The 23,495-nt window shown below is 49.1% G+C and carries 27 protein-coding genes; 7 read left to right on the top strand and 20 right to left on the bottom strand.

Annotated features, from left to right (window positions below; translation table 11 throughout):
- Positions 1-30: 30 nt before the first annotated feature.
- A complete protein-coding gene (locus KNO65_RS05545; protein ID WP_214691284.1) occupies positions 31-366 on the bottom strand; it encodes a rhodanese-like domain-containing protein in 336 nt (111 codons plus the stop codon).
- A gap of 154 nt (positions 367-520) precedes the next feature.
- Between KNO65_RS05545 and KNO65_RS05540 the strand changes: the two genes are divergently transcribed.
- The 3 genes from KNO65_RS05540 to KNO65_RS15835 all read left to right on the top strand — a co-directional run bounded on the left by KNO65_RS05540 (position 521) and on the right by KNO65_RS15835 (position 3,437).
- Positions 521-817: a rhodanese-like domain-containing protein gene (locus tag KNO65_RS05540; RefSeq protein ID WP_015881009.1), complete on the top strand. Its 297-nt coding sequence runs from the start codon at positions 521-523 to the stop codon at positions 815-817.
- 31 nt (positions 818-848) lie between these two features.
- A complete protein-coding gene (locus tag KNO65_RS05535; protein WP_214782309.1) occupies positions 849-2,249 on the top strand; it encodes an MBL fold metallo-hydrolase in 1,401 nt (466 codons plus the stop codon).
- Positions 2,250-2,315: 66 nt separating this feature from the next.
- On the top strand, positions 2,316-3,437 hold the full coding sequence (locus KNO65_RS15835; protein ID WP_214782306.1) for a TlpA family protein disulfide reductase: 1,122 nt from the start codon (positions 2,316-2,318) through the stop codon (positions 3,435-3,437).
- 41 nt (positions 3,438-3,478) lie between these two features.
- Here the strand turns inward: KNO65_RS15835 and nfsA are convergent, their stop codons facing one another.
- On the bottom strand, positions 3,479-4,228 hold the full coding sequence (nfsA, locus tag KNO65_RS05525; RefSeq protein WP_078146470.1) for an oxygen-insensitive NADPH nitroreductase: 750 nt from the start codon (positions 4,226-4,228) through the stop codon (positions 3,479-3,481).
- Between the two features lie 170 nt (positions 4,229-4,398).
- On the opposite strand from nfsA, the gene KNO65_RS05520 reads away from it, so the two are divergent.
- Complete coding sequence (locus KNO65_RS05520) at positions 4,399-5,292, top strand: DNA/RNA non-specific endonuclease (protein WP_214782303.1); 894 nt, start codon at positions 4,399-4,401, stop codon at positions 5,290-5,292.
- A 369-nt stretch (positions 5,293-5,661) separates the two neighbouring features.
- On the opposite strand, the gene KNO65_RS05515 is transcribed toward KNO65_RS05520, so the two are convergent.
- Together KNO65_RS05515 and KNO65_RS05510 are read right to left on the bottom strand one after the other, a co-directional pair.
- A complete protein-coding gene (locus KNO65_RS05515; RefSeq protein ID WP_214782288.1) occupies positions 5,662-7,131 on the bottom strand; it encodes a catalase in 1,470 nt (489 codons plus the stop codon).
- A gap of 83 nt (positions 7,132-7,214) precedes the next feature.
- A complete protein-coding gene (locus KNO65_RS05510) occupies positions 7,215-7,811 on the bottom strand; it encodes a DUF2238 domain-containing protein (protein ID WP_031421258.1) in 597 nt (198 codons plus the stop codon).
- Positions 7,812-7,964: 153 nt separating this feature from the next.
- Between KNO65_RS05510 and KNO65_RS05505 the strand changes: the two genes are divergently transcribed.
- Complete coding sequence (locus KNO65_RS05505) at positions 7,965-8,378, top strand: VOC family protein (protein ID WP_214782285.1); 414 nt, start codon at positions 7,965-7,967, stop codon at positions 8,376-8,378.
- 101 nt (positions 8,379-8,479) lie between these two features.
- Entirely contained in the window at positions 8,480-9,028 is a 549-nt protein-coding gene (locus KNO65_RS05500; protein ID WP_214782282.1) for a GrpB family protein, read from the top strand.
- 42 nt (positions 9,029-9,070) lie between these two features.
- On the opposite strand, the gene KNO65_RS05495 is transcribed toward KNO65_RS05500, so the two are convergent.
- From KNO65_RS05495 to KNO65_RS05445, 11 genes are all read right to left on the bottom strand, one after another.
- Entirely contained in the window at positions 9,071-9,796 is a 726-nt protein-coding gene (locus KNO65_RS05495) for a class I SAM-dependent DNA methyltransferase (protein ID WP_214782279.1), read from the bottom strand.
- Positions 9,796-10,143 (bottom strand): ribosome silencing factor, encoded by a 348-nt coding sequence (gene rsfS, locus KNO65_RS05490; RefSeq protein ID WP_015881000.1) that lies wholly within the window; start codon positions 10,141-10,143, stop codon positions 9,796-9,798. Before rsfS ends, KNO65_RS05495 begins: the two co-directional genes overlap by 1 nt.
- Before the next feature lie 10 nt (positions 10,144-10,153).
- Positions 10,154-10,711, bottom strand: a complete 558-nt coding sequence (gene yqeK / locus KNO65_RS05485) for a bis(5'-nucleosyl)-tetraphosphatase (symmetrical) YqeK (protein ID WP_078146461.1) — start codon at positions 10,709-10,711, stop codon at positions 10,154-10,156.
- Positions 10,701-11,270: a nicotinate-nucleotide adenylyltransferase gene (locus KNO65_RS05480; protein WP_214782276.1), complete on the bottom strand. Its 570-nt coding sequence runs from the start codon at positions 11,268-11,270 to the stop codon at positions 10,701-10,703. The genes yqeK and KNO65_RS05480 overlap by 11 nt, the downstream gene beginning before the upstream one ends.
- A complete protein-coding gene (gene yhbY / locus KNO65_RS05475; RefSeq protein ID WP_015880997.1) occupies positions 11,267-11,563 on the bottom strand; it encodes a ribosome assembly RNA-binding protein YhbY in 297 nt (98 codons plus the stop codon). The genes KNO65_RS05480 and yhbY overlap by 4 nt, the downstream gene beginning before the upstream one ends.
- A gap of 6 nt (positions 11,564-11,569) precedes the next feature.
- Positions 11,570-12,355, bottom strand: coding sequence for a shikimate dehydrogenase (gene aroE / locus KNO65_RS05470; RefSeq protein ID WP_214782273.1), 786 nt, complete (start codon positions 12,353-12,355; stop codon positions 11,570-11,572).
- Entirely contained in the window at positions 12,352-13,464 is a 1,113-nt protein-coding gene (gene yqeH / locus KNO65_RS05465) for a ribosome biogenesis GTPase YqeH (protein WP_015880995.1), read from the bottom strand. The genes aroE and yqeH overlap by 4 nt, the downstream gene beginning before the upstream one ends.
- A 133-nt stretch (positions 13,465-13,597) precedes the next feature.
- The gene (locus tag KNO65_RS05460) at positions 13,598-14,224 is read right to left on the bottom strand and encodes a YqeG family HAD IIIA-type phosphatase (protein ID WP_015880994.1); all 627 of its coding nucleotides are present in this window, start codon (positions 14,222-14,224) and stop codon (positions 13,598-13,600) included.
- Between the two features lie 125 nt (positions 14,225-14,349).
- Positions 14,350-15,129 (bottom strand): phosphatidylserine decarboxylase, encoded by a 780-nt coding sequence (locus KNO65_RS05455; protein WP_214782270.1) that lies wholly within the window; start codon positions 15,127-15,129, stop codon positions 14,350-14,352.
- The gene (locus KNO65_RS05450; protein ID WP_214782266.1) at positions 15,126-15,548 is read right to left on the bottom strand and encodes a thioredoxin family protein; all 423 of its coding nucleotides are present in this window, start codon (positions 15,546-15,548) and stop codon (positions 15,126-15,128) included. The genes KNO65_RS05455 and KNO65_RS05450 overlap by 4 nt, the downstream gene beginning before the upstream one ends.
- Positions 15,549-15,622: 74 nt before the next feature.
- On the bottom strand, positions 15,623-15,817 hold the full coding sequence (locus KNO65_RS05445) for a YjzD family protein (protein WP_074032676.1): 195 nt from the start codon (positions 15,815-15,817) through the stop codon (positions 15,623-15,625).
- A gap of 162 nt (positions 15,818-15,979) precedes the next feature.
- On the opposite strand from KNO65_RS05445, the gene KNO65_RS05440 reads away from it, so the two are divergent.
- Positions 15,980-16,792: a Cof-type HAD-IIB family hydrolase gene (locus KNO65_RS05440; protein WP_214782263.1), complete on the top strand. Its 813-nt coding sequence runs from the start codon at positions 15,980-15,982 to the stop codon at positions 16,790-16,792.
- A gap of 49 nt (positions 16,793-16,841) precedes the next feature.
- On the opposite strand, the gene KNO65_RS05435 is transcribed toward KNO65_RS05440, so the two are convergent.
- From KNO65_RS05435 to KNO65_RS05415, 5 genes are all read right to left on the bottom strand, one after another.
- Positions 16,842-17,690, bottom strand: coding sequence for a YitT family protein (locus KNO65_RS05435; RefSeq protein ID WP_214782260.1), 849 nt, complete (start codon positions 17,688-17,690; stop codon positions 16,842-16,844).
- Positions 17,691-17,836: 146 nt separating this feature from the next.
- Positions 17,837-20,134, bottom strand: a complete 2,298-nt coding sequence (locus KNO65_RS05430; protein WP_214782257.1) for a glycoside hydrolase family 65 protein — start codon at positions 20,132-20,134, stop codon at positions 17,837-17,839.
- A gap of 209 nt (positions 20,135-20,343) precedes the next feature.
- On the bottom strand, positions 20,344-20,763 hold the full coding sequence (locus KNO65_RS05425; RefSeq protein ID WP_214782254.1) for a YflT domain-containing protein: 420 nt from the start codon (positions 20,761-20,763) through the stop codon (positions 20,344-20,346).
- Between the two features lie 114 nt (positions 20,764-20,877).
- Positions 20,878-21,936 carry a LacI family DNA-binding transcriptional regulator gene (locus KNO65_RS05420; RefSeq protein ID WP_015880986.1) on the bottom strand — a complete coding sequence of 353 codons (1,059 nt, stop codon included), beginning with the start codon at positions 21,934-21,936 and terminating at the stop codon, positions 20,878-20,880.
- A 54-nt stretch (positions 21,937-21,990) separates the two neighbouring features.
- Positions 21,991-23,493: an alpha-amylase family glycosyl hydrolase gene (locus tag KNO65_RS05415; RefSeq protein WP_214782251.1), complete on the bottom strand. Its 1,503-nt coding sequence runs from the start codon at positions 23,491-23,493 to the stop codon at positions 21,991-21,993.
- Between the last annotated feature and the right edge of the window lie 2 nt (positions 23,494-23,495).

Genomic DNA, 23,495 nt, shown 5'->3' with positions numbered 1-23,495 from the left:
AACTCCTCCATTTGCTCTCGTATTCTCTACTTATTCAATCGATTCCCAAGCCATCATTCCGCCTGATATGTCATAGATTTCCGTATAGCCAGCAGCCTGTAATTGACTAGCCGCCTGGGCACTTCGGTTACCGCTTCGACAAATGACGTAGATTGGTTCGTCTTTCGGATACGACAGTTGGTTTGCATCTAATGAAGAAAGTGGTGCGTTCACTGCCCCTTCGATATGCCCCCCCTCGTATTCAGACGCTTCTCTTACGTCAAGAAGCGTTATTTCCTCATTTTCCAATTTGTTTTGTAGAGTTTTAACGTCAATTTTCGTAATTTCATCCTTTCCTGATGTGATTACAAAGATAAAAATCGCCATTAAAACCAAAACTCCAACAAATAAGGAAATCCTCTTCATATTTTCCCCTCCAATTCTTTTCACTTGCGCTCATTATACCTCAGGGGGTATATTAAAGCCAACGAAACATTCTCGTTGCCAAAAACCTTAACCATGAAAAGGAGATCAAAGACTCATGAAGACGATTACGACTACTGAATTAGAAGCGTTACTTCAAGCTGACGACTCACTCAACCTCATCGATGTACGAGAGGTGGATGAATATGCTGGAGGTCACATCAAACAAGCGAAAAACGTACCACTTTCTGAATTCGGGGCAAAAGTCGATGAGCTCGATCGCTCTAAACCGATTCACGTCATTTGCGCAGCCGGTGGACGCAGCATGAACGCATCTGCTTATCTTGACTCACTCGGATTCGACGTCACGAACGTCGACGGTGGGATGATGAGCTGGCAAGGCGAAGTCGAATAAACGATTACTTTACTCATAGGGGGAAATTTATATGCTATTACGTTATTTTTATGATGAGAAACTAGCACAAGCTTCATATATGGTCGGTTGCCAAATGACGGGAGAAGCGATCGTCATCGATCCGGCCCGTAACATCGAGCCTTATCTTCAAGAAGCAAAAAAAGAAGGCATGAACATCGTCGCAACGGCAGAGACGCATATCCATGCGGACTTTGTGTCCGGTTCACTCGAACTCGCGAAGCGCACAGGTTCGAAAGCCTATCTATCAGACGAAGGTGATGCTTCTTGGAAGTATGCATTCGCGAAAGAAATCGACGCACAACTCGTCAAAGAAGGCGACACGTTCAAGATCGGAAACGTGACACTCGAAGTCATGCACACACCTGGTCACACACCGGAACATATTTCGTTCCTTCTTTATGACCGCAACCAGACACAACCGATGGGGATCTTCACAGGAGACTTCGTCTTCGTCGGAGATATCGGTCGCCCTGACCTTCTCGAAGAAGCAGCCGGTGTGAAAGGAACGACGGCAATCGGTGCGGAACAAATGTTTGATTCACTCAAAAAATTCATGGCACTTCCTGACTTCGTTCAAGTCTGGCCAGGACACGGCGCAGGTAGTGCTTGCGGGAAAGCACTCGGTGCGATCCCAACATCGACGGTCGGTTACGAGAAAGCGACGAACTGGGCGCTTCAAATGACGGACAAAGATGCCTTCATCAAAGAATTGACGACGGATCAACCAGAACCGCCGAACTACTTCGCCATGATGAAGAAAGTAAACAAAGAAGGCATTCAAGTGACGACGGATATCGCTCGTCCTGAAGTCGTCGGGTCGGACCGGCTCGATACACTCGTCGAAGAGACACAGGTCGTCGATACACGTAAAGGTGAAGATTTCGCAAATGGTCACGTACCAGGGACAATCAACATCCCGTACAACAACAAGTTCGTCTCTTGGGCAGGCTGGCTCGTCAACTTCGACAAAGACATCACACTTATCGCAAGTGCGGATGACGTCGATCAAGTGCAGACCGACCTTCAATCAATCGGTCTCGATCGCCTTCGCTTCATCGTCCCAGTCGAAGAGCTCGACGCATCACTTTTGACGGAAACGTATACGGACGTGACGGCAGAAGAAGCAATCGAAGCTGCTGAAAAAGGTGACGCCTTCGTCCTCGACGTTCGAAACGCGACAGAATGGAACGCGAGCCATTACGAAAAGGCAGAGCGCATCTTGCTCGGTAAGCTCGCACGTGACCACGAAGGTCTTCCGACAGACCAAACGATTGCGGTGCATTGTGCGTCAGGCGTCCGCTCACGCATGGCGGCAAGTGTCCTTCAATCGCTCGGCTACAAAGATATCCACAATATCCTCGGTGGCTACGGCGCGATGAAGACTGTCTTGAACGCTCAACAAATCAAGTAATGCTATACTGACTATGAATATGGCGCCCGCTTCGAGAGGGGCGCCTTTTGTTTAGGAGGGAAAGACGTGGTCGCCATTGGTCCACTCAACATTCGTTTCGATTTACTCATCTTTTTAATAAGCCTTGCCGTCCTTTACGGCATCTTCCGCTTTCTCGGATTGTCGAGTAAACAGCGTGAAGCGGTCATCGGGACATGGTTCTATGGTTTTCTTGCCTGGAAAGGAAGCGCCATCGTCATCGGTCTGTTGACGACACGTGACCTATCGCTCGCTCTTTACGCCACAGGAGGCGTATGGTCTCAATGGATTGCGGCTGCTGTCGTCCTTTGGTTCGTCTATCGACTCGACCGGAACCTTTTAGGGTATTGGGTGCTGAGCGGACTCCTCATTTGGCTCGGGACGACACTCGCGGTTCCAGTATACGGGACGATTTTGAACCTTTCTGACCAGCCGATTCATCTATGGAGCGCCATTCTCATTCTTCTGCTACTCGGAACGACGTGGCGCTGGATGCATGAACCGACTCGTGGAAACATTTTTTGGACAGTATGCGGTGCATCCGGCATCTGGCTATTTAAGTCATATGCGGTCGGACAGATTCAATGGTGGATGATGGGCATCTCCTTCATCCTGCTCGGGCTTTCGCTCTATGTCGCTCGTCCTTCAAGAAGAGTCATACAATTGAGTATCGGTGCTCTCGTCTTGCTCGCGATCGTGAATGCTGTCCTGCCAGAGAAAGCGACACAATCTGTCACGACAGAGACGGCGTCAACCGGTTTGAACATCGGGCAAATTCCCCCTTCGTTCGAATTACAGCGAACTGATGGGAGTACATTCGACTTAACTTCACTACGTGGTCAGCGCGTCGTCGTCAACTTTTGGGCGTCCTGGTGCCCGCCTTGTCGGGCGGAGATGCCGGATATGGCGGCGTTCGCGAAAGAGCGAGATGACGTGACCATCGTCGCCGTCAACACGACGACGAGTGAACGCGACCCCGCCGATGCCGTCTCGTTCGTCGAACCGTATGAAGACGCATTTACCGTCGTCTATGACCGTGACGGCCAAGTCGGAGATGCGTATCGGATTCAAGCGATGCCGACGACGTATGTGCTCGATGAATCGGGTGTGATCATCGCGAAGCAATTTGGTGCCATCGACAAGAATTGGCTCGACGCCCAATTGAATTGAACATGACAAAACCGCCGACAAAGAGTTGTCGGCGGTTTATCTTATTGCTTCAAATAGCCTTGTGCTTTCAAGAAGTCTTTGACGTCAAGCCGTGTCGATTTCGACAACATGCGCCCCATTTGACCAGTCCACGTATCTTTACGCGGGTTCGAGCCACGGACCATATAGTAATCGTGGATCAACGCATCGTAATCGGAAAGGGACTGCTTCATCCGTTCTGGATTCGCTTCATACATATTTTCATGGTAGACATGTTGGAACGGTAAGCGTGGTTTTTGATCCTCGACTGAGGCTGGTACACCGACGGCCATCCCGAAGAGCGGAATGACCCGTTCCGGCAATACGAGCACTTCTTTCACCGCAAAGAGGTCGTTCCGAATGCCACCGATATAACAAATTCCGAGCCCCATCGACTCTGCCGCCACTGCTGCATTTTGAGAGGCAAGTGCAGCGTCGATCACCGCGACAAGCAACTTTTCATCAGTCTCAAGTGTTGAGGACACTTCTGTTTCTTGCAGTTCACCAATCACTTCATGGCGGTGCAAATCCGCACAAAAAACGAAGAAGTGACCGTTCTCGACGACATAGGACTGGTTGCCCGCAATCTCGGCAAGTCGTTTCTTCTTCGCTTCATCGGTCACCCCGATGATGGAGTAGGCTTGGATAAAGCTCGATGTCGATGCCCGTTGTGCGCTCTCGACGATGGTTTGGATCTGTTTGTCTGTCAATTTCTCGTCCGTAAAATCGCGGACGGAACGGTGGTTCAATAAGGTCTCAATCACTTCGTTCATACGTTCTTCCCCCTTTTTTTCAATCTTGGCATAAGCTCTCTGAATCCACAAATGAGAGGAATCCATCGAGCACATTTTGAGGGAGGACGCTCACATCTCGTCTTCTTATGCTATCATTATAAGCTACATAGTAAATACGATAGTGTAACTTCGAATAAGGAGCGAGATAGATGAAAAGAATACCATTTTACATCCCATTCCTGCTTGGGGTGCTGCTCCTCTCTGGTTGTACGGATGCCGATGTAAGCGTCCCGACATCGACGTCAACTGAGCAAACAGTTGAAGAGGAACCTGTACAAGAGGAACAAATCACCGAGATTCCTGAATCTGAAGGCGATCTTTTTGAAGGCTATACGAAGATCGAGGTCGATGGCGGCGATCAGTCCGGCACACGTGAAGCGAATGTCGTCGTCGATATCGGCTTTGGCGATCGTGAGTATTGGGCGTTCACGAACGAACATGGTCAACTGGTTCGTGTGATTGCCGACGAAATCACGCTTCAAGACGATGAAACCGAAGACGTTAATTCTTCAGGACGCTATTATGCAGACGAGGCAAAAGTTCCGGGTGTCGAAGACCCGAACCTCGACGAAGGCCATATCATCGCCGATTCACTTGGCGGTGTCTCAAACGCCTATAACATCACGCCACAAAACAGCGCACTCAACCGTTACGGCGACCAGGCATTCATGGAAGATGTCATCCGGAAGGCTGGCGGGGCGAAAGACTTCGAAGCCATCATCACCTATCCGAACACGACGACTCAGATTCCTTCCCGCTACCAATACACGTATACCGTACGGGGCAATACGGTCACCGATACGTATGATAACGTGGATCCGGAGGAAGTGAACGAATCGCTCGGATTGACGGATGATTCCCCTCCTGCAGTGACGACGGAACCAGTCGAGGAACGGGAATTATCCGATATCGACCTTGACGGAAACGGACAAGTGACAATCAAAGAAGCAAAGAACGCCGGATTCGAGATGCCGATCACGCGTGACCATTGGCTGTATCAATACATGGACGACCGAGACGGTGACGGGCTGGTCGGGGAATAACTATTAGGAGAGATGATATGCATAAAGTTGGATTTATAGGTGTTTTCTTTACTTTGTTCTCGCTTTTTTTGATAGAGGTTATATCGTATAGCAACGGGATAACAGAAGCGCCAAATCCTTTACTAGAACGTACACTTGTTTATATTGTTCTAATGGGACTTCTATCTGGTGTCTTGATTCTCATTGACTCTATTATTTATTTTAAAAGACGCTAAATACAAATAAGTGTAGCTCATGGCTAGTCATTTGGCTGAATGTGTTTATGGTAACTGCATTCTACAGATGATTGTCGCCATGGGCTTTTTGTGTTCACTTTGATGTTTCCTTTCATCATACAAAAAACCGCGGTGTAAGACCGCGGTTACGTGTTTAGTTCGACATTTGATTCAAGAATGGTGTGAGATCGACGTTCAACTCTTTCGAGAGACGCTCTCCGAGTTCACGGTCCGCACGATAGAAGTTGCAGATCAAGAGGAGAACGGTCTTCTCGTGACGAACTTTTTTGATATGCGCCACGAGGTTACGAACGAGCGCATCCTTCTCTTCCTGAGAATAGCGACGATACACCTCTCCGGCTTGTCCGAAGTCATTCGTCTTCTCAATCTTCTGACGACCCGTCACGCCTGTGATCGGTTGCGGCGTCTCGATATAGTCCGCATTTGGCTTCGGCGCGTCTTCGTAACGGTTCGGCTCGTAGTTGACCGGACTCGTCTGTTGCTTGAACGGCATCGCCCCGTCACGCTGGTTGTTCGCGACTTGAGCGAACGGGCAGTTGATCGGGAGTTGGAGATAGTTCGGTCCGATGCGGTAACGTTGCGTATCCGAATACGAGAAGAGTCGCCCTTGGAGCATCTTGTCTTCTGACGGCTGGATCCCTGGTACGAGGACACCTGGGTTGAAACCGACAGACTCAGTCTCGGCGAAGAAGTTATCGACATTTTTGTTGAGGGTCATCGTTCCAACCAATTGATACGGGATGACATCTTCGAACCAATCTTTCGTCGCATCGAGCGGGTCGAAGTCAAAGTTGTCCATGTCCGCTGGGTCGAGAATCTGTACATATAGATCCCATTCCGGATAGTCTCCATTTTCAATGGCGTTGAACAGATCACGTGTCGCATGGTTGAAGTCTTCTGCTTGGATTTTCGCCGCTTCTTCCATCGACAAGTTTTGAATCCCTTGCTTCGGTACCCAGCGCATCTTTATGTACACCGTGTTGCCGAATTCATTCACCCACTTGAAGGAATGGACGGATGACCCTCGCATGTGGCGATACGATGCCGGAATGCCTTCGTCACTGAAAAGATGCACGAGCATGTTCGTTGATTCCGGTGTGAGCGACATGAAGTCGAAGAAGCGGTCCGGGTCTTGAAGGTTCGTTTGTGGGTCCGGCTTGAGCGAGTGAATCACGTCCGGGAATTTAATCGCGTCACGGATGAAGAAGACCGGTAAGTTGTTTCCGACGAAATCATAGTTCCCTTCTTCCGTGTAAAACTTGACGGCGAAACCGCGTGGGTCACGAAGCGTCTCCGGTGAACCTAATCCGTGGATGACGGTCGAGAAGCGCGCAAACACAGGCGTCTCTTGCCCTTCTTCTTGCAAGAATGCGGCTTTCGTATAGCGTTTCATACTATTTTTTACAGTGAAGACACCATGCGCCCCTGCGCCTCTCGCGTGAACGACACGTTCTGGTACTCGTTCACGATCGAAATGCGCTAATTTCTCAATTAGTTGGTAGTCTTCGAGAAGCGTCGGGCCCCGACGACCCGCAGTGATGGAGTTGGCGTTATCCCCGATTGGTACGCCTTGGTTAGTAGTTAGTTGACGGTGTTGATCCATATGATTGCCTCCCATTATTTATAATCATTACAATCTTGATATTAATAAAATATTAGAATGATTACAAATAAAAAGCTCGTGAATCACGAACTTTTTTTCATATGTCTCTTTTGTTTGGATTTTTCACGTTGATGGAGCGTCACGACGAAAAATGCTGCCAAGATACCGCCTAGGGACCCCGCGATGATGTCGACCATCGTATCGTCATTCCCGTTCCCTTGCATCGTCGTGTTCAGGACGACGTCAGATGTGAATTCATACATCTCCCAAAGCGCCGCCCCAGCCATGGAAAATACGACAATGTATACGAACAAAAATCGTTTCGGGATCTCGGTCCGAATGTCATCATCGAGCCTACTGAAGAAGTCGAATCCAAGGAATGCGAGAAAGATTCCGCTTAAGAGATGAAGGAACGTGTCCCACCAACCATTCCCATATAGTCCGACAATCGATCCTAAATACTGGGAGGCAAACAAGAACAGGATATACGCCACCTTCATCTTGCCATCGAGTTCTGTTTTAAACGTCTTTTCAATGAAGAACGGGATGAGCCCAGAAATGATTCCGGCCCCCGCTACACTCGCATCGAACCATGATTCTTCAATGATCGATGTGACGAGTATGATCGCCATGAACAAGACGAATCCAAATTCGAGGATACGTCCTTTCGTGAGCTTCATGATGCTTCGCCTTCTTTCTAGTTTGTTCTCTATATGGTCTATTCCCAACTCTCAACCGCGTTCAACCTACACGATGTAATTTAGTTGGACATATTTGCGTTTTAAGAACGTATGTTCTATAATGAATATTATGAATTCGAGGAGGAACTTGCTATGCCAATCAATCCGTATCTCAACTTTAACGGGAACTGTCGAGACGCCGTGAACTTCTATGCCGATGTGTTCAACCACGCTGCTCCAGACATCATGACGTTCGGTGATCAACCTGGTCCAGACGGTCAACCGGTGCCGAGTGAAATGGCCAATCTCGTGCTGCATACCCGACTCTCGATTCACGGCTCATCGCTCATGTTTTCCGATGCGATGCCTGACGGACCGGTCACGTTCGGGGACAATATCACGCTCGCCGTCGTCACGGACGACCTCGATGCCATCCATCGTGAGTTCGAAGCGCTCTCTGTGAACGGACGTGTCTTGATGCCGCTCCAAGAGACTTTTTGGAGCAAGGCGTATGGCATGCTCGAAGACCAGTTCGGTGTTCAGTGGCAGTTCAGCCACGAAGCATGATCGTCCAAAAGACCTCAAACACATTTTTATGATGAGGTCTTTTATTCGTTTCAAGATTAGCTTCGCCATAGAAAGTACTTTCAAGGAGATGATTCAAACTCATGAAAGAAGAGAATCCTGATCACTTAACGATTCCTATTTGGGCATATGAGGCGATTGAAATAGAAGATGCAAATATGCAATGGGAAGCATATGGTTTACGTGAAACAAGAGAGTTGTCTGACGTACTTTCAAAATTTGATATTAAGGGAGCAGAACATATAGGTAGTACAGCAGTTCCCGGTTTACCTGCAAAACCCATTATTGATGTGATGATTCGAATCGAATCGTTTGTAAATATGAATGCGATTGTTGATACTTTAACCGCATATGGTTGGCACTATGTACCACCTGAATTGGATGGAAAGCTCTGGCGCAGATTTTTTGTGAAAGTGAAAGATGATAAACGAGTTGCTCATTTGCATCTCATGAAAGGCACAGAAAAACGGTGGGAAGAACAGATTGAATTTCGAGACAAGTTACGGGAATCTCCTTTACTCGCGAAGGAATACGGGCTTCTAAAAAAGCAATTAGCGACTGAATTTCGTGAGGACAGAGAAAAATATACTGAAGCCAAAGCTGAATTTATAAATCGAGTATTAAACTCCTGATACAGATGAAGACCCCATCGCTAATCTACGATGGGGTCTTCCTTATTTTTGAGCAACGAAGAAGATGCGCTCTGCATCCGCTCCTGGTGCATGTTCGGTGAAATCAGAGGTGACTGATTTGACATGGAACCCGGCACCAATCAACCATTGCATGTACTGCCCTGGTTCATACGTCCGTTGTTCATGTGTCTCCTCAATTCGTTCATACGTCCCATCTTCAAGCGCGACGAAGAACGTTAAGTCATGTACGACCGACAGCGGGGCTTCTCCCGGGTCGGCAAACCAAATATATGAGCAATCTTCTCCGTTTGACGCATACGTCTTTTGGTTGAAGAGCGTCTGCATCTTGTTCGGAGCATGGACATCAAAGATGAACAAGCCGCCTGGTTTGAGTTGATTGTAGACAGATTCAAACGTATCAATCACGTCCGCCTCGTCTCGCAAATAGCAAAGGGAGTCGCAGAGAATCGTCACCGCATCGACCGGTTCCGGTAACTCCAACTCACGCATATCCTGTTCCCAAAGTGGCAACTCGATTTCAACCTCGAGCGCCTTTTCTTGTGCGACTTCGAGCATCGACTCGGATAAGTCGATCCCCATGACATCGTAATGTTCAGCGAGGCGAATCGTCGCCGATCCGGTCCCGCACCCGACATCCGCGAGTGTCGCGCCATCTTGGACGTGACGACGCACAAAAGCGACCCACTCATCATACGGCGCGTCTTTCATCAACTCGTCGTATACATAGGCGAATCCTTCGTAAGCCATTAGCCGACTTCCACTTCGACGTGTGGCGCGTCAGCCCACAATTTCTCTAGGTTGTAGTAATCACGGTCATCACGATGGAAGATGTGGACGACGACGTTCTCGAGGTCAGCGAGGACCCAACGTGCCGTGTCCATTCCTTCGAACTTGTGGAGTGGTAAGCCGTTTTCGCCAGCAACGTCTTTGATTTCACGTGCGATCGCTTCGACTTGTTTCTCCGAGTTCCCGTGACAGATGACGAAGTAATCCGCGATTGGCGAGATTCCTTCCATGTCGAGTACGACGATTTCCTCGGCACGTTTATCGTCAGCCGCTTTAACAATCAATTCTAATTCTTCTCTTGCAGTCATATTGACCCTCCTAAGGTATATTCACAAAATCGTTATACGTTTCAATCGTCAGTGGAAAAATACGCACCGACTTCTTCAATAAAAATTCAATCGTTTGTTTCAGTGTCGCGACAACCGCCGCTTCGAGCGAACGCTCCACTTCTGCCCGCAACCGGTCGACGCCGGGATAATCCCGATTCGGTTCGATGGCATCAGCCACGAACAGAATTTGGTCGAGCCGAGACATCCCGGGCTCTCCCGTCGTATGATTCCGAATCGCCGAGAGCACCGCGTCATCCAGGTCGTATTGACGGGAAAGTAAAATCGCACCGACCGGCGCATGAAGTAGTTCGTCCCCGTACTCAAGTAGATTCGGGTCTAACCCTTCTTCCACGACGACTCGACGCATTTCTTCGACGTCAAAGTACTTCGCATAATCATGAAGCATGGCAGCAATACGAGCATGTTCGACCTCTTCACCGAATTGAACCGCCATGCGTTCCGCCGTCTCGACGACACCGAGCGTATGGATATAGCGTTTTTCTGGCAGCGTCTGTTTAATCAACTCGTGCGCTTCTTCAAACGTCATACAACTTATGCTCCTTCACATACTCCTCGACTGGCGTCGGGACAAGATATTTGATGGATTTGCCTCGTTTCGCCCGTTCCCGGATGTCCGTCGATGAAATCTCGAGTTGCGGCATGTCAATCGCGCGGACGTCTGCCTTCTTCGGAATCAAATAACGTGTCCCCGGCCGTGCGACCGCACCGAACGTGACAAGACGGATGAGCGTCTCATAGTCATACCAGGATTCGAGCGAAACGAGTGAATCGGCACCAATCAAAAAGTAGAATTCATCATTCGGATACTGTTCGATCAGCCGTTTCATCGTCTCGACCGTATAAGACGGCTCACTCCGTTCAAACTCAATCAAGTTCAACTTGAAGTCGGACTGATTTTGTATGGCGCGTCGCGTCATCTCGATTCGATGGTCTGCCGAGCTGAACCCGACCTTATGAGGTGGAATCGCAGCCGGCAGGAACCACACCTCATCAAGTTCAAGCTGTTCACGCGCTTGTTCCGCGATTAACAGATGTCCGAGATGCGGCGGGTCGAACGTTCCGCCCATCAAGCCGATCCGGCTCATGGGAGTTTGATTTGGCGATTTTCTTTCTCGGTCGCCTCTTTGTACAAGACGATGACTTTTCCAATCACTTGAACGACTTCAGCCTGTGTGCCTTCAGCTAACTCGCCAGCGACATCTTTCGGCGTGTCCATGCAGTTTTGAAGTACTTGGACCTTAATCAATTCACGTTTCTCGAGTGCGTCCGCGATATCTTTACACATCGCTTCGCTGACTCCATTTTTCCCAACTTGATAGATTGGTGAGAGATGGTGCGCTTCTGCGCGTAAAAAGCGTTTTTGTTTACCTGATAACATAGTATATTATTCCTCCAATAATCCTTCGATTAACTTTTTTCCAATGGTTTCATCCGGTTTCACGCCCGTCCATTTCTCGAACGAGAGCGCGCCCTGCCCGACGAACATGGCTATACCTGTCACAACTTTGGCTCCGCGACGTTTCGCTTCTTGAAGCATCGGGGTGACAAGTGGACGATATATGATATCACAAACGACCGTGTTTTGTCGTAATCCTTCTAATGAAAGTGGTGTCGATCTCTCGTCCATCCCGACAGAAGTGGTCTGAATGATGACATCATATCGAGAGACGTCCATCTCATCGAACGTCGTGTAGACGACTCCGAACGTGTCGGCGAGCGCTTTTGCCCGTTCCACTGTTCGATTGACAATCGTCACGTCACGCGTCGGGAGAGCTTGGACAATCCCACGAGCCGCTCCTCCGGCACCGACAATCAGGACACGCCCTGTAAAGTCTGTGTATGGCATCAGCGCTTGGACAAGACCTGCCCCGTCCGTATTCGTCCCGATAAGTCGCCCGTCTCGTTTATACACCGTATTGACGGCTCCAGCATGTTTCGCCGCTTCGTCAAGGTCATCGAGATACCGAACGACCACCTCTTTATAGGGAATCGTGACATTGAATCCATCCCAGTCCCCTTCTCGCATTGCCGCAAATAAGGCTGGGAGTTGATCTGGTGTGGCATCGATGGCCTCATAACGCCCGAAAAGCCCAGACGCCCTCAACCACTGCTCGTGCAGTTGGGGAGAGAGCGAATGAGCAATCGGGTGACCGATGACGGCCAGATTCATACGAGCGCCTCGCGAAGTGTAACTGCGACGCCTTTTGGAGCCCATGCTGCGATACGGCCACCTTTTCCGTGAATCGCGACCCAACCGAGACCACTGAACACGATATCCGTTTTCACGCCGTCCCGTAAGCTGAACTCATGACGGACGAGTGGCGGTAAGATTTCGAGTGTCTTCTCATTCGGCGGGTTGAGCATCTTCCCAATATGTTGGTCATAGAGCTCATCGGCACGTTCGAGTTTCGTACGGTGTGCTTTCAATTCATTCGACATATAAATGACGAACGATCGCTTATTTCCTTCAAGATAATCTAAACGTGCCAATCCGCCGAAATAGAGCGTCTGTTGCGGATTCAACTGGAACACGTGCGGCTTGATTTCTTTCTTCGGTGTGATCGTCTTCAAATCTTTCGCATCGACATAGTGTGCCATTTGATGACGGTTGATGATTCCTGGTGTGTCGTACAAGTTCGCATCATCGTCGAGCGGAATGTCGATCAAGTCAAGCGTCGTTCCCGGGAAATGACTGACGGTGATGATGGCTTCATCCTCTTCACCGAAACGTTTGATCACCTGGTTGATGAGTGTCGACTTCCCGACATTCGTACAACCGACGACAAAGACGTCTTTGCCTTTGCGGTAGTACTCAATCTTTTCAGCGAGTTCATCGATGCCATGTCCTTTTTTCGCACTGATCAAATGAACGTCGATTGGGTTCAAGCCGAGTTCTTTTGCCTCTGCCTTCATCCAGTTCGCCATCCGGTTCGGGTTGACCGACTTCGGTAACAAGTCGACCTTGTTTCCAACTAACAGTACCGGGTTCGACCCGACTGAGCGTTGAAGACCCGGAAGCCAACTGCCATTGAAGTCGAAAATGTCGACGATTTTGATAACGAGTGCTTCTTTTGAACTGATACCGTTCAAGATGCGCAAGAAGTCATCATCTGATAACTCCACATCTTGAACTTGGTTATAGTGCTTCAATTTGAAGCAACGTTGGCAAATGACAATCTCACGGTCAAGTGCCGATTTCGGTGCATAGCCGACCCCGTTCGGGTCTTCCGTTTGGATGGCTACGCCGCACCCAGCGCAATATCGTTTTGTTTCTTCCATAGTTATACTTACTGCCGTTCAGGTTTCCCCTTCTTCATTCACCGTAGCACCTCGCTGCTACTCCTGAAGCGTTAATTCCGACGCCTTGCTCGCCGTACATGGGCAGCCTCCTTCTTCCTGTGCGTTCGAGGTCTTATTCATCTTTTTTATGTGAATCTTCGGAACGTGGATGCATGGCCTCACCGATTTTTTCAGCGACCGCGACTTTTGCCCGTTGTGCGTCAACGGCAAGTTCTTCCACTTTTTTCGTGATCAATACATACTTCCCACGACGCTTCATATGTGCGAAGACCACTTTTTCGAGCATCCGGTTAAATTTCGTGACGAGTCCGTCCGTTTTGACGACCGGTTGCACATGAATGACATGAATGCCCGCCATGTTTGCCCCGAGAACGTCTGTGAACAGCTGGTCCCCTAAGAAGATGGCTTCCTTCGGCGAGTACCCATATTTCGAGAGTGCCGCTTTAAATCCAGATGGTAATGGTTTTCTAGCACGAGCGACATAATGAAGGCCGAGCGGCTCCGTAAATGTTCGTACACGATTCTCGTTATTATTTGATACGACAATCACATCGAAACCGTATGATTTCACTTTTTCAAGCCACATCAATAAAAGCTCTGGCGCATGTGGGACGTCCCACGCCACGAGTGTATTATCAAGGTCCGTCAAAATGACGCGCACCCCACGGTCTTTCAATTCTTGTAGGTCGATGTCAAACACAGACGCGACGAACTGTTTCGGATAAAGTCGATTAAACACGTAAAATTCCTCCAATTAGCTAAACGATTCAACTACTTATACAAGTATTGATATCCCTTCTATGGTAAACGAAAACCGACCAAACGACTAGTCTATCGTTCGGTCGGAAGAAAATTGACACAAAATTAGTTGGATTTGATTGTCCCGATGACTTCACCGAGTCGAACCGGACCGATCTTTTCACGGTCCATTTGAATCGTATCCTTCTCAAAACAAAGGACGACGGTCGAACCGAACGAGAAGTATCCCACCTCTTCTCCTTTGCCCGCCTGGTCTCCTTCGAGCGTCCACTCAATCGTGTTGACGTTCAAGGCACCGACCATGATATGTTCGTACGTTCCGGCTGGGCTGTCAAAGCGCGTCACGCGACGGTAGTTGCGTGAGAGCGGTCGAACCGTCTCCGTCAATCCGATTTCATTTACCGGTGCCGAACGGTCCCCGAGCTCATAGTGACTGAGCACACGACCAGTGAGCGGTGTGTGGACGCGGTGATAATCGCGCGGACTGAGGTAGAGAACGACGACTGTCCCACCTGCATAACGTCTTGCTTCTTGTTGAGAACCGAGCAACTCCGCAAGCGTATACGACTGACCTTTCACCTCGAAACGACTGTCTTCTGAAATCGATTCGATGACCGATAGCTTGCCATCACACGGTGATACGAGGGTATCGGACGACTCATCAATCGTACGTGCTCCCGGCTTCAAGCGACGGGTAAAGAACGCATGCAATGATGGATAGGCAGCAAGCGGTTGCTCTGCCTCCTCTACCGCAATGTCGTATACTTTTGCAAACGATGGAATCAAGTGACGACTCACATCTGATTCTGCGAAACGCTTGAGGCGTGTAGCGATCCAAGGCGAGGCGTTCAGCTCAAATAACGTTTGGTAGAAACGACGCTTCATTCCTCTTTAGCCTCCTCATTTTTAAAGAACGTCTCGTATTGTTGTTCAGAGACGACTCCTTCAATTCGACCGACCTCTTGTCCATCTTCAAATCGGATGATAGTCGGCGTGCCTTCAATCCCATACGTCGTCCATACGTTATGGTCGGACAAGTTGATCGAGACCGCATCATATTCTTCGATGAGAGGCTCGACATAAGGCTTCACTTGCTCACAGTATTCACAGCCCGTTTGCCAGAAGTAAGCGACGACTTCACCATCTTGGTCTAATTGTTGTTGCAATTCATCTGCTGTGACGGCGTTGACACCATCGTCAGTATTGTTTCCATTTAAAAAGTACAACAAACCGATTCCGATAACGATAATCGCACCGATAATGGCGAACGTGATAAAGTTCGCGCGTTTTTCAGGGTTTTTCATATGCATGATCCTCCTCTATATTGAATAAAGAAAAAAGACTGACTCATGCACGAGTCAGTTTGATTGTAGACGGCTTACTTCTCTTGTGCAACGTCGCTGATTCCCATGTCTTGATTTAAGACATCGAGAAGTGCAACGAAGATTGTGATGGCCACGCCAAATCCTGTCGCGAGCATCGCGTTGAACTCTACACCATCAACGGCAGAAATGATAAATACCGCTGTATTTGAGAGCACAATCGCCCAGATCAATGTCACTAAATAACGCATTGAACGTCCCCTCCATCTCACAGATGATTCGTAAAAATTCATACGACATTAGTATAGCATTGTTCGAATAGAATATGCGACTTCGATTGTATATTCTTTCCGTCAAATCGAAAAATGTGATACGGTCGTAGAAACATCATTGTGAAGAAAAGAGGATGACTGATGTCACGTTATTTAATCGCAGTCGATTTAGATGGAACGTTATTAAGAGATGATAAAACAATCAGCGAACGAAACCTTCGCGCACTTCAAGCGGCGCGTGAAGCTGGTCATGAAGTCATGATCGCCACAGGGCGTCCAAAGCGCCATTCGATCATGTACTATGAGCAAATGGGATTGACGACACCACTCGTCAACTTCAACGGTGCGCTCGTACATCACCCGAAAGATGCGAGCTACGCGGTGACACACCGACCGATTCCGCTCAAGACCGCCCATGACATCATTGAAGAAGTATCGGATACGAAGGCACACAATATCGTCGTCGAAGTGACGGACCACGTGTACTTCCAAAAAGACCCGCAAGAGTTCTATAGTCCGTATGCAGAACGTGCGCTCAGCGTCACATCAGGTAACTTGTTGAAGCATTTGCAGGACGAGCCGACGTCCTTATTGATTCATGCGACAAAAGATCACGTCGCGCACGTCCGCTCCCAACTCGACGACATTCATGCGGAAGCGGTATTGAACCGTCAGTGGCGTATGCCCGAACATATGATTGAAGTCATGAGCAAAAACACATCGAAGGCACTTGGGCTTCAAGAGGTCTCGAAGCACTTAAACATTGACCGGAAGCACATTATCGCGTTCGGTGACGAAGAGAACGACCTCGAGATGCTCGACTATGTCGGTACCGGTGTCGCGATGGGGAACGCCATCGACCAATTGAAGAATGTAGCCAACGAAGTGACGGCTTCAAATATGGATGACGGGATTGCCCTCTTCTTAGAAGAGCGAATTGGCATCAAGGCATAACGAAAGCACCGACTTAGAAAAGTCGGTGCTTTTTGTGATTCATTCATGTTTAGCGACGGAACGTCCCTTCGACGTCCTCTGTCGGTAAAATATTGATCCAAACCGATGAGTCTGCATCCTTACAGATGCGCGTGATCTCACGCACCTCGTGTCGTTGCGCGACCATCATGAGCGTCGCTTTCTCGACTTTCGAGTATGTCCCGATTGCCGGCATGAGCGTGATCCCGCGGAACACGTGTTGATGTAGTTCCTTTGTCACCTCGTCCGGGTGATTCGTCACGATGAAGAGCGTTTGACGCTGTGTATTCGTGTAAATCTCATCGATGACTTTTGACGTCACATACAAGAAGACGATCGTATAAAGCGCTGTCGGCCATCCGAACAAGGCACCTGCTGCGAGGGCAATCATCATGTTCATCAAGAAGAGATAGACCCCAACCGAGTTGTTCGTAAACTTCGCGAGAATCAGCGCGACGATGTCAAAGCCACCCGTCGAGGCTCCATACCGAATCGTGATTCCCGAGCCGATTGCCAAGAGCACACCGCCAAATACGGCGTTCAAAAGTGGATCGTCCGAGAGAAGCTGCGATTGCGGAAGCAAACGAATGAACAACGTGACCGAGGCGACACTGACCAGCGTATGGATCATCATGTTCCGCCCGAGCATAAAATAACTGACGACGAGCAGTGGTGCGTTCAGAATAAAGAACCAGAGTCCTTCCCCTAGTTCAAGCGGTGTACCCTCTAACAATTTCGTCAAGATTTGGGCAAGACCCGTAAATCCCGTCGAATAGACGCCAGCTGGAATTAAAAATAATGTCATGGATAAGGCAACGAACAATCCTCCGATGATCGAGACAACCCCGATTCGTGTATGTTCTTTAACGGCTTCCGTCAAGCTTCAACTCCCCTTTCTCAAAATAGCTAAGAATCAAGATAACATAGATTATTCATGCTGCATACAGCAAATATGCAGGAAATCCGATAAGTTTTTCACACAAAAACAAGCCGACCGAGGTCGGCTTGTTCGTATGAAACGATTGGTCACGCTTTCACTGTCTCGATTGTAATCGATTCATTCGCAGGAACCGTTACCGCATTTCCATACACATGGATGGTCACGTCTGTACCACCTGTTTGCTTGATTGTCACTTGTTCACGTGATGATGTGACCGTCAAGTGATGGCCGCGCCAGAGCATGTTGAACGAGTAACCGTTCCAATCTTTCGGAGTCATCGGGCTGAACGAGAGGTTATCTTCTTGAATGCGCATTCCGGCGAACCCATGAACGATGGACATCCACGACCCGACCATCGACGTGATGTGCAACCCGTCTTCCGTGTCATTGTTATAGTTGTCGAGGTCAAGGCGCGCCGAACGTTGGTACAATTCGACCGCTTTGTCTTCATAACCGACTTCTGCCGCAATGATCGAGTAGACACATGGTGACAAGCTCGATTCGTGAACCGTGCGTGGCTCGTAGAAGTCAAAGTTTGCACGTTTCTGTTCGACCGTGAAGCGGTCACCGAACGTATAGAGTCCTTGGAGGACGTCCGCTTGTTTGATAAAGTTCGAGCGAAGGATGCGATCCCATGACCAGTTTTGGTTGAGTGGAAGATGTTTCGGATCGAGGTCTTTCACCAAAATCTGCTCTTTATCCATGAATCCGTCCTGTTGCATGAAGACATCTGGAACGAGATCATCTTTTGGATAATACATCTTCGTTTGGATGTCCGCCCACTTCGCAAGTTCAGCGTCCGTGATGCCGAGTGTCGACACGAGCTCTTCGAGACGCGCAGGTTCTGCTTCTTTCAAGTAGTTGTACACTTCCTGCGTATACTCGAGCGTCCATGCGGCGATCAAGTTCGTGTACCAGTTGTTGTTGACGTTGTTGTCATATTCGTTCGGACCTGTGACGCCTAGGATCATATATACGTCTTTGTGCGGGACAAAGTTGACGCGGCTAGCCCAGTAACGCGAGATCTCGACCAATACTTCCAATCCGTATTGTCCAAGGTACGACTTGTCGCCTGTGAAGTTCGTATAGTTGAAGATGGCATGGGCGATCGCACCGTTACGGTGAATCTCTTCATGCGTGATTTCCCACTCGTTGTGGCACTCTTCCCCGTTCATCGTGACCATCGGATAAAGCGCACCTTCCATACCGACATTCTTCACAGCATTCTCTTTCGCCTGCGGCAATTGATTGTGACGGTATTTGAGCAAGTTCCATGAGACTTCTGGTTTGGCTGTCGCCAAGTAGAAGTGGAGGCAATAGGCTTCTGTATCCCAATATGTCGCACCGCCGTACTTCTCACCTGTGAATCCTTTTGGACCGATGTTAAGACGTGAATCTTCACCTGTATATGTTTGATACATGTTGAAGATGTTGAAACGGATTCCTTGTTGTGCCTCGATGTCTCCATCGATGCGAACATCCGCATCTTCCCAGCGTGAGAGCCATGCTTCCGTCTGTTCAGCGAGAAGTGTCTCAAATCCTTTTTCAAACGCCGCTTCGACACGTGTCATCCCAGCTGACTGCAATGCTTCAACCTCGTGGTCGCGGTTCGTGACGACCGACACATACTTGTAGGCTGTCGCTGTCTCACCGGCCGTTACGTTGACCGTGAATTTATTGGCAACAAACAAATCTGTCGCTTCAAGCACTTCACAACGAGCGCCTTCGACGTCTGCGATCATTGATGCCGTGACATGCCAGTCGAGTTTCTTCGTCTTCGTCGTAACGAAAGCGAAACGCTCTTCCACACCACGGTCGACCGGAAGCCAGAACTTCTCATCGTAGTTCGAATCTTCGTTGACGACATCGCCATCTAAATATGGAGTGAACTCAATTTTTGCTTCGTAGTTGACTGGTGTGACGTTGTAACGGATTGCCAAGACTTCTTTATCCACGATCGAGAAGAAGCGGACGACTTGCACTTTCGTCTCTTCTGTCCCGTTCATCAAGGTGAACGTCCGTGTGAGGACACCACGCTGCATGTCGAGCTCGCGAGTGAAATCTTTCACTTCCCATTTTGCCAAGTCGACCGGTGTACCATTGATGACCACGCGGAGACCGATGACGTTTGTCGCATTCAACACTTTGGCAAAGTATTCAGGGTATCCGTTCTTCCACCAACCGACACGTGTTTTGTCCGGGTAGTAGACGCCCGCCACGTAGAATCCTTGGTGCGTATCATTCGAGTAATCTTCCTCAAAGTTTCCTCGCATCCCCATATGCCCGTTCCCGAGCGATGTGATGGATTCTGCAAGACGGTTCTCTTTCGGGTGAAGACCTTCCTCTGTTACTTTCCATTCATCGACTGCAAACAATCGTTTCATCTGTCTGCCACTCCTTTTTCTCTACAAGGCTACCTTCGACGGACAACTAGTTCATGCAACCGTTTGTCTATGAAAGCGCTGTATTTAATCTCACCTTTCATTTTACACAACTGAAACGAGAATGCAATCGTTTGCATAAAACTTTTTTCTTTCTTTTTTTCATCACATTTTACAATCAAAAAAACCGCCTCTCATCGAGACGGTTTCAATCAATCTTTCTGTCCATTTTCCGGATTATCACCAAACGCCGCATTCGCTTCGTGCCCCTCGAATACCGCACTTCGCCCATCATTGAATCCGGTATCAGGTTCGTCGATGACAAGTGCATATCCCCCTTGTTTGATTGAAGCATGCGCCTGTTCGATTTCGTGGTCTAAGATCCCTAAATCGGTGAGCACTTGTTTCATATCCCGATCACCGCTCCCCCCTCCATTGAGGTTGTCTAGCCAGGATGTGTCACCTTCTTCTACGTTTAGTTCCGTCTCTCGTTTAAGGACATGAACGGCTTCATCCCGCTCCGTTACGACAAATAGTTCCCCTTCATCGTAGCCATTTTCTTTCAGCTCATTCATTTTTGACAATAGGCTTTCTTTTGTGTCGAATGTCCCGACAAATCGTCTTTCGCTCATCCTATCCACCCTTTCGATTTCGATTCCTTCGTGAAACTTGTTCCCTACTTCATGAGGCTTCAATCAAAAGGATATGCAAAAGACGACTCCGCTCTGGCGAAATCGTCTGGTCAATCAAGAATTCGATTCTAATGTTTCCGTCGCTTTACTCTTCTTCTGCCCACATGATTGGCGGACGACCAAATAATGTGGCACGATGACACGCTTCCCATAAGGTGGAGCATTATCACTGATTTGTTCGATCAAGCAATTCGTCGCCTCGAAACCGAGACCGAAGATGTTAATTTCGACCGACGTGAGCGGCGGGTTCGAGTGCTCCGCGATATAAACGTTATTGAAACTGACGACCGCGACGTCCTCTGGGATTTTGAGCCCCATCTCGCTTAATGTGCTGATGACGCCGAGTGCCATCATATCGTCACTGACAACGACGGCTGTCGGTGGTTCCTCATTTTGTAACAGTTCACGCACGGCCTTCGCGCCACCCTTCGTCATGAATTCAGCCCGGGCGATGTAATCTTCGCATACCGGGATGCCTGCTTCCATGAGGGCCGTCGCGTACCCGTTCCGACGATCTTGTGTGACGGCGAGTTTATCCGATCCCCCGATGAAGGCGATGCGACGATGACCTAAGTTATAAAGGTGTTTCGTCACTTCACGACCAGCCAAATAGTTGTCCGTATCGACGTAAGTGATGGAAGAAGCGTCCCCGAACGGCTTCCCGACCACGACGAACGGAAACTTCGTTTGACGTAAGTATTGGACGACTTGGTCGTCTTCACGTGAATAAAGAACGATGACACCGTCGACACGGCGTCCTTGTACCATCTCGATCACACCGGACAAAACTTCTTCTTCTGTCACGCCGGTCGTCATATAAAGCGAGTATCCATTCTGGTGCGCCTTCGTGCTAATTCCTCGTAGCACTTCCGGGAAGAACGGGTTTTGAAGCGTCTTTGTTGCCGCGCTCGGCATGACGAGACCAATCGACTGCGTCGAGCGGTTAGCGAGACTTCTCGCATGAATGTTCGGATGATACCCGAGCTCTTCCATGGAACTTCTAACCCGTTCTTTTGTCTTTTGACTGATTCTTGGGCTGTTGGCGATGACGCGAGAGACTGTCGACGGCGCGACGTTCGCGTGCTTCGCCACATCTTTGATTGTGATTTGCATGGTGTTCCCCCTGCTTCCGTGAGTTCGATTCGTGCCTTGCGGCGTTTCATGTCTTTATTTGCGGCGCTTCCACATGACCAAACCAGTCAAGAAAATCGGAATCGTAACGACGAGCAAGCCCATCATCCACGGATTGACCGAAGATTCCTCAACGATGTAAGCGTTCGCACTTTCAGCAGACAGTTCAATTGTAAACGTTCCGCGCTGATCTGTGACCAGTTGTGAGAATAAAAGACCACGAAGTCTCGTATCTTCCCCGATTTCACTGACATCGATCTCAATCTCCCGATCGTCACGATTCATGTTGATCGCATAGAGCGCGACGTCATCTCCGTCTTTCCGTTCGAAGACGGCCATCCCGTCTTCTGAGGCGATCATGCGCTGCTCTCCTGTCGCAAAGACCGGATATTCTTCCCGCATGCGGTTCATGGTCGCGACGTATTCGTGCAACTCTTCATTTCCCGGGAATTCCGTCATGACACGGTTCGCCGGGTCGGCTCCACCGGTCTGCGCATTTTCTGTACCTTGGAAGACGATCGGCATACCAGGTGACGCATAAAGCGCGAACAACCCGAGGCGTAAGCGTCGTTCCGCCGATTCCACACCGCCGAGTTCCGCCATATGCATGAAGCGTTCGACATCGTGATTATCGAGGAACGTCGCCATCTGGTTCGGGTCGTTGAAGAACGTTTCGGCATAGCTTGCGGCAACGTCAATCTCGTCGACGTTCGCTTGCTGTTGTGTCATCGTTTTCGACACCCGGTCATAATACGTAAAGTTTGTGATGCTGTTGAACCCGAGGTCGTCATATTGCGCGACGTATTGCGGGTCTGGGTCGAACACTTCGGCGAGTAAATAGAAGTCTGGGTCGACCGACCGCACACCTTCGACAAAGTCTTTCCAGAACGCTTTATCGACGTGACGAACCGTATCGAGGCGATAGCCGTCGATGTCCGTCTCTTCGATCCAGTACTTCGCCGCGTCAATCAAATACGATTTGACTTCCGGGTCCTCTGTTTTGAAGTCAGGTAAGTCGAACAACCAGTGTGTCTCGACTTGCTCCTGGTCTTTCCAGAATACAATCGGTAACTGTTCGTGGAACCATTCCGGTTTTTCTTCCACCCATGGATGGTTCGGACCGACGTGGTTGACGACAAAGTCGAGAATGACTTTCATATCTCGCTTGTGGGCTTCCTTAACGAGTTCCTGTAAATCCTCTTTCGTCCCAAATTGTGGATCGATGTTATAAAAATCTTTAATCCAATACCCGTGATAGCCGTCCGGCATATTTTCAAAAACGGGTGTCAACCAAATCGATGTGAAGCCGAGTGATTCGATATAATCGAGCTTCTCGATGACCCCACGGATATCGCCTCCGTGAAACGCTTTCGGATCATCTTTGTCCACCTGTTCATTGTTGTCCGGATTTCCGTCAACAAATCGGTCGACCATAATAAAGTACATGCGTTCTTGTTCCCAAGTAGCGGCTTCCTTTGCCCCGACGACGGTCGGAAACAAAAGAAGCGACAGGAGCACGAGCACGACGCCTCGCCTCATAT

Origin of the sequence: Exiguobacterium sp. S3 (assembly GCF_018617295.1) — a bacterium.
In the GTDB taxonomy this organism is placed as follows: domain Bacteria; phylum Bacillota; class Bacilli; order Exiguobacteriales; family Exiguobacteriaceae; genus Exiguobacterium; species Exiguobacterium profundum.
Note: the sequence above shows the minus strand (reverse complement) of the source record. Positions and strands in the feature narration are given on the sequence as shown.

Coding starts and splice junctions, on each gene's coding strand:
- KNO65_RS05455 (WP_214782270.1), bottom strand. CDS start 15,129: ATGAAGCGTCGTTTCTACCAAACGTTATTTGAGCTGAACGCCTCGCCT.
- KNO65_RS05415 (WP_214782251.1), bottom strand. CDS start 23,493: ATGAGGCGAGGCGTCGTGCTCGTGCTCCTGTCGCTTCTTTTGTTTCCG.
- KNO65_RS05535 (WP_214782309.1), top strand. CDS start 849: ATGCTATTACGTTATTTTTATGATGAGAAACTAGCACAAGCTTCATAT.
- KNO65_RS05480 (WP_214782276.1), bottom strand. CDS start 11,270: ATGAGCCGGATCGGCTTGATGGGCGGAACGTTCGACCCGCCGCATCTC.
- KNO65_RS05445 (WP_074032676.1), bottom strand. CDS start 15,817: ATGCGTTATTTAGTGACATTGATCTGGGCGATTGTGCTCTCAAATACA.
- yqeH (WP_015880995.1), bottom strand. CDS start 13,464: ATGGAAGAAACAAAACGATATTGCGCTGGGTGCGGCGTAGCCATCCAA.
- KNO65_RS05520 (WP_214782303.1), top strand. CDS start 4,399: ATGAAAAGAATACCATTTTACATCCCATTCCTGCTTGGGGTGCTGCTC.
- KNO65_RS05540 (WP_015881009.1), top strand. CDS start 521: ATGAAGACGATTACGACTACTGAATTAGAAGCGTTACTTCAAGCTGAC.
- aroE (WP_214782273.1), bottom strand. CDS start 12,355: ATGAATCTGGCCGTCATCGGTCACCCGATTGCTCATTCGCTCTCTCCC.
- KNO65_RS05425 (WP_214782254.1), bottom strand. CDS start 20,763: ATGAGCGAAAGACGATTTGTCGGGACATTCGACACAAAAGAAAGCCTA.
- KNO65_RS05440 (WP_214782263.1), top strand. CDS start 15,980: ATGTCACGTTATTTAATCGCAGTCGATTTAGATGGAACGTTATTAAGA.
- rsfS (WP_015881000.1), bottom strand. CDS start 10,143: ATGACTGCAAGAGAAGAATTAGAATTGATTGTTAAAGCGGCTGACGAT.
- KNO65_RS05545 (WP_214691284.1), bottom strand. CDS start 366: ATGGCGATTTTTATCTTTGTAATCACATCAGGAAAGGATGAAATTACG.
- KNO65_RS05495 (WP_214782279.1), bottom strand. CDS start 9,796: ATGGCTTACGAAGGATTCGCCTATGTATACGACGAGTTGATGAAAGAC.
- KNO65_RS05450 (WP_214782266.1), bottom strand. CDS start 15,548: ATGAAAAACCCTGAAAAACGCGCGAACTTTATCACGTTCGCCATTATC.
- KNO65_RS05515 (WP_214782288.1), bottom strand. CDS start 7,131: ATGGATCAACACCGTCAACTAACTACTAACCAAGGCGTACCAATCGGG.
- KNO65_RS05420 (WP_015880986.1), bottom strand. CDS start 21,936: ATGCAAATCACAATCAAAGATGTGGCGAAGCACGCGAACGTCGCGCCG.
- KNO65_RS05505 (WP_214782285.1), top strand. CDS start 7,965: ATGCCAATCAATCCGTATCTCAACTTTAACGGGAACTGTCGAGACGCC.
- nfsA (WP_078146470.1), bottom strand. CDS start 4,228: ATGAACGAAGTGATTGAGACCTTATTGAACCACCGTTCCGTCCGCGAT.
- KNO65_RS05430 (WP_214782257.1), bottom strand. CDS start 20,134: ATGAAACGATTGTTTGCAGTCGATGAATGGAAAGTAACAGAGGAAGGT.
- yqeK (WP_078146461.1), bottom strand. CDS start 10,711: ATGACGTTTGAAGAAGCGCACGAGTTGATTAAACAGACGCTGCCAGAA.
- KNO65_RS05510 (WP_031421258.1), bottom strand. CDS start 7,811: ATGAAGCTCACGAAAGGACGTATCCTCGAATTTGGATTCGTCTTGTTC.
- yhbY (WP_015880997.1), bottom strand. CDS start 11,563: ATGTTATCAGGTAAACAAAAACGCTTTTTACGCGCAGAAGCGCACCAT.
- KNO65_RS05500 (WP_214782282.1), top strand. CDS start 8,480: ATGAAAGAAGAGAATCCTGATCACTTAACGATTCCTATTTGGGCATAT.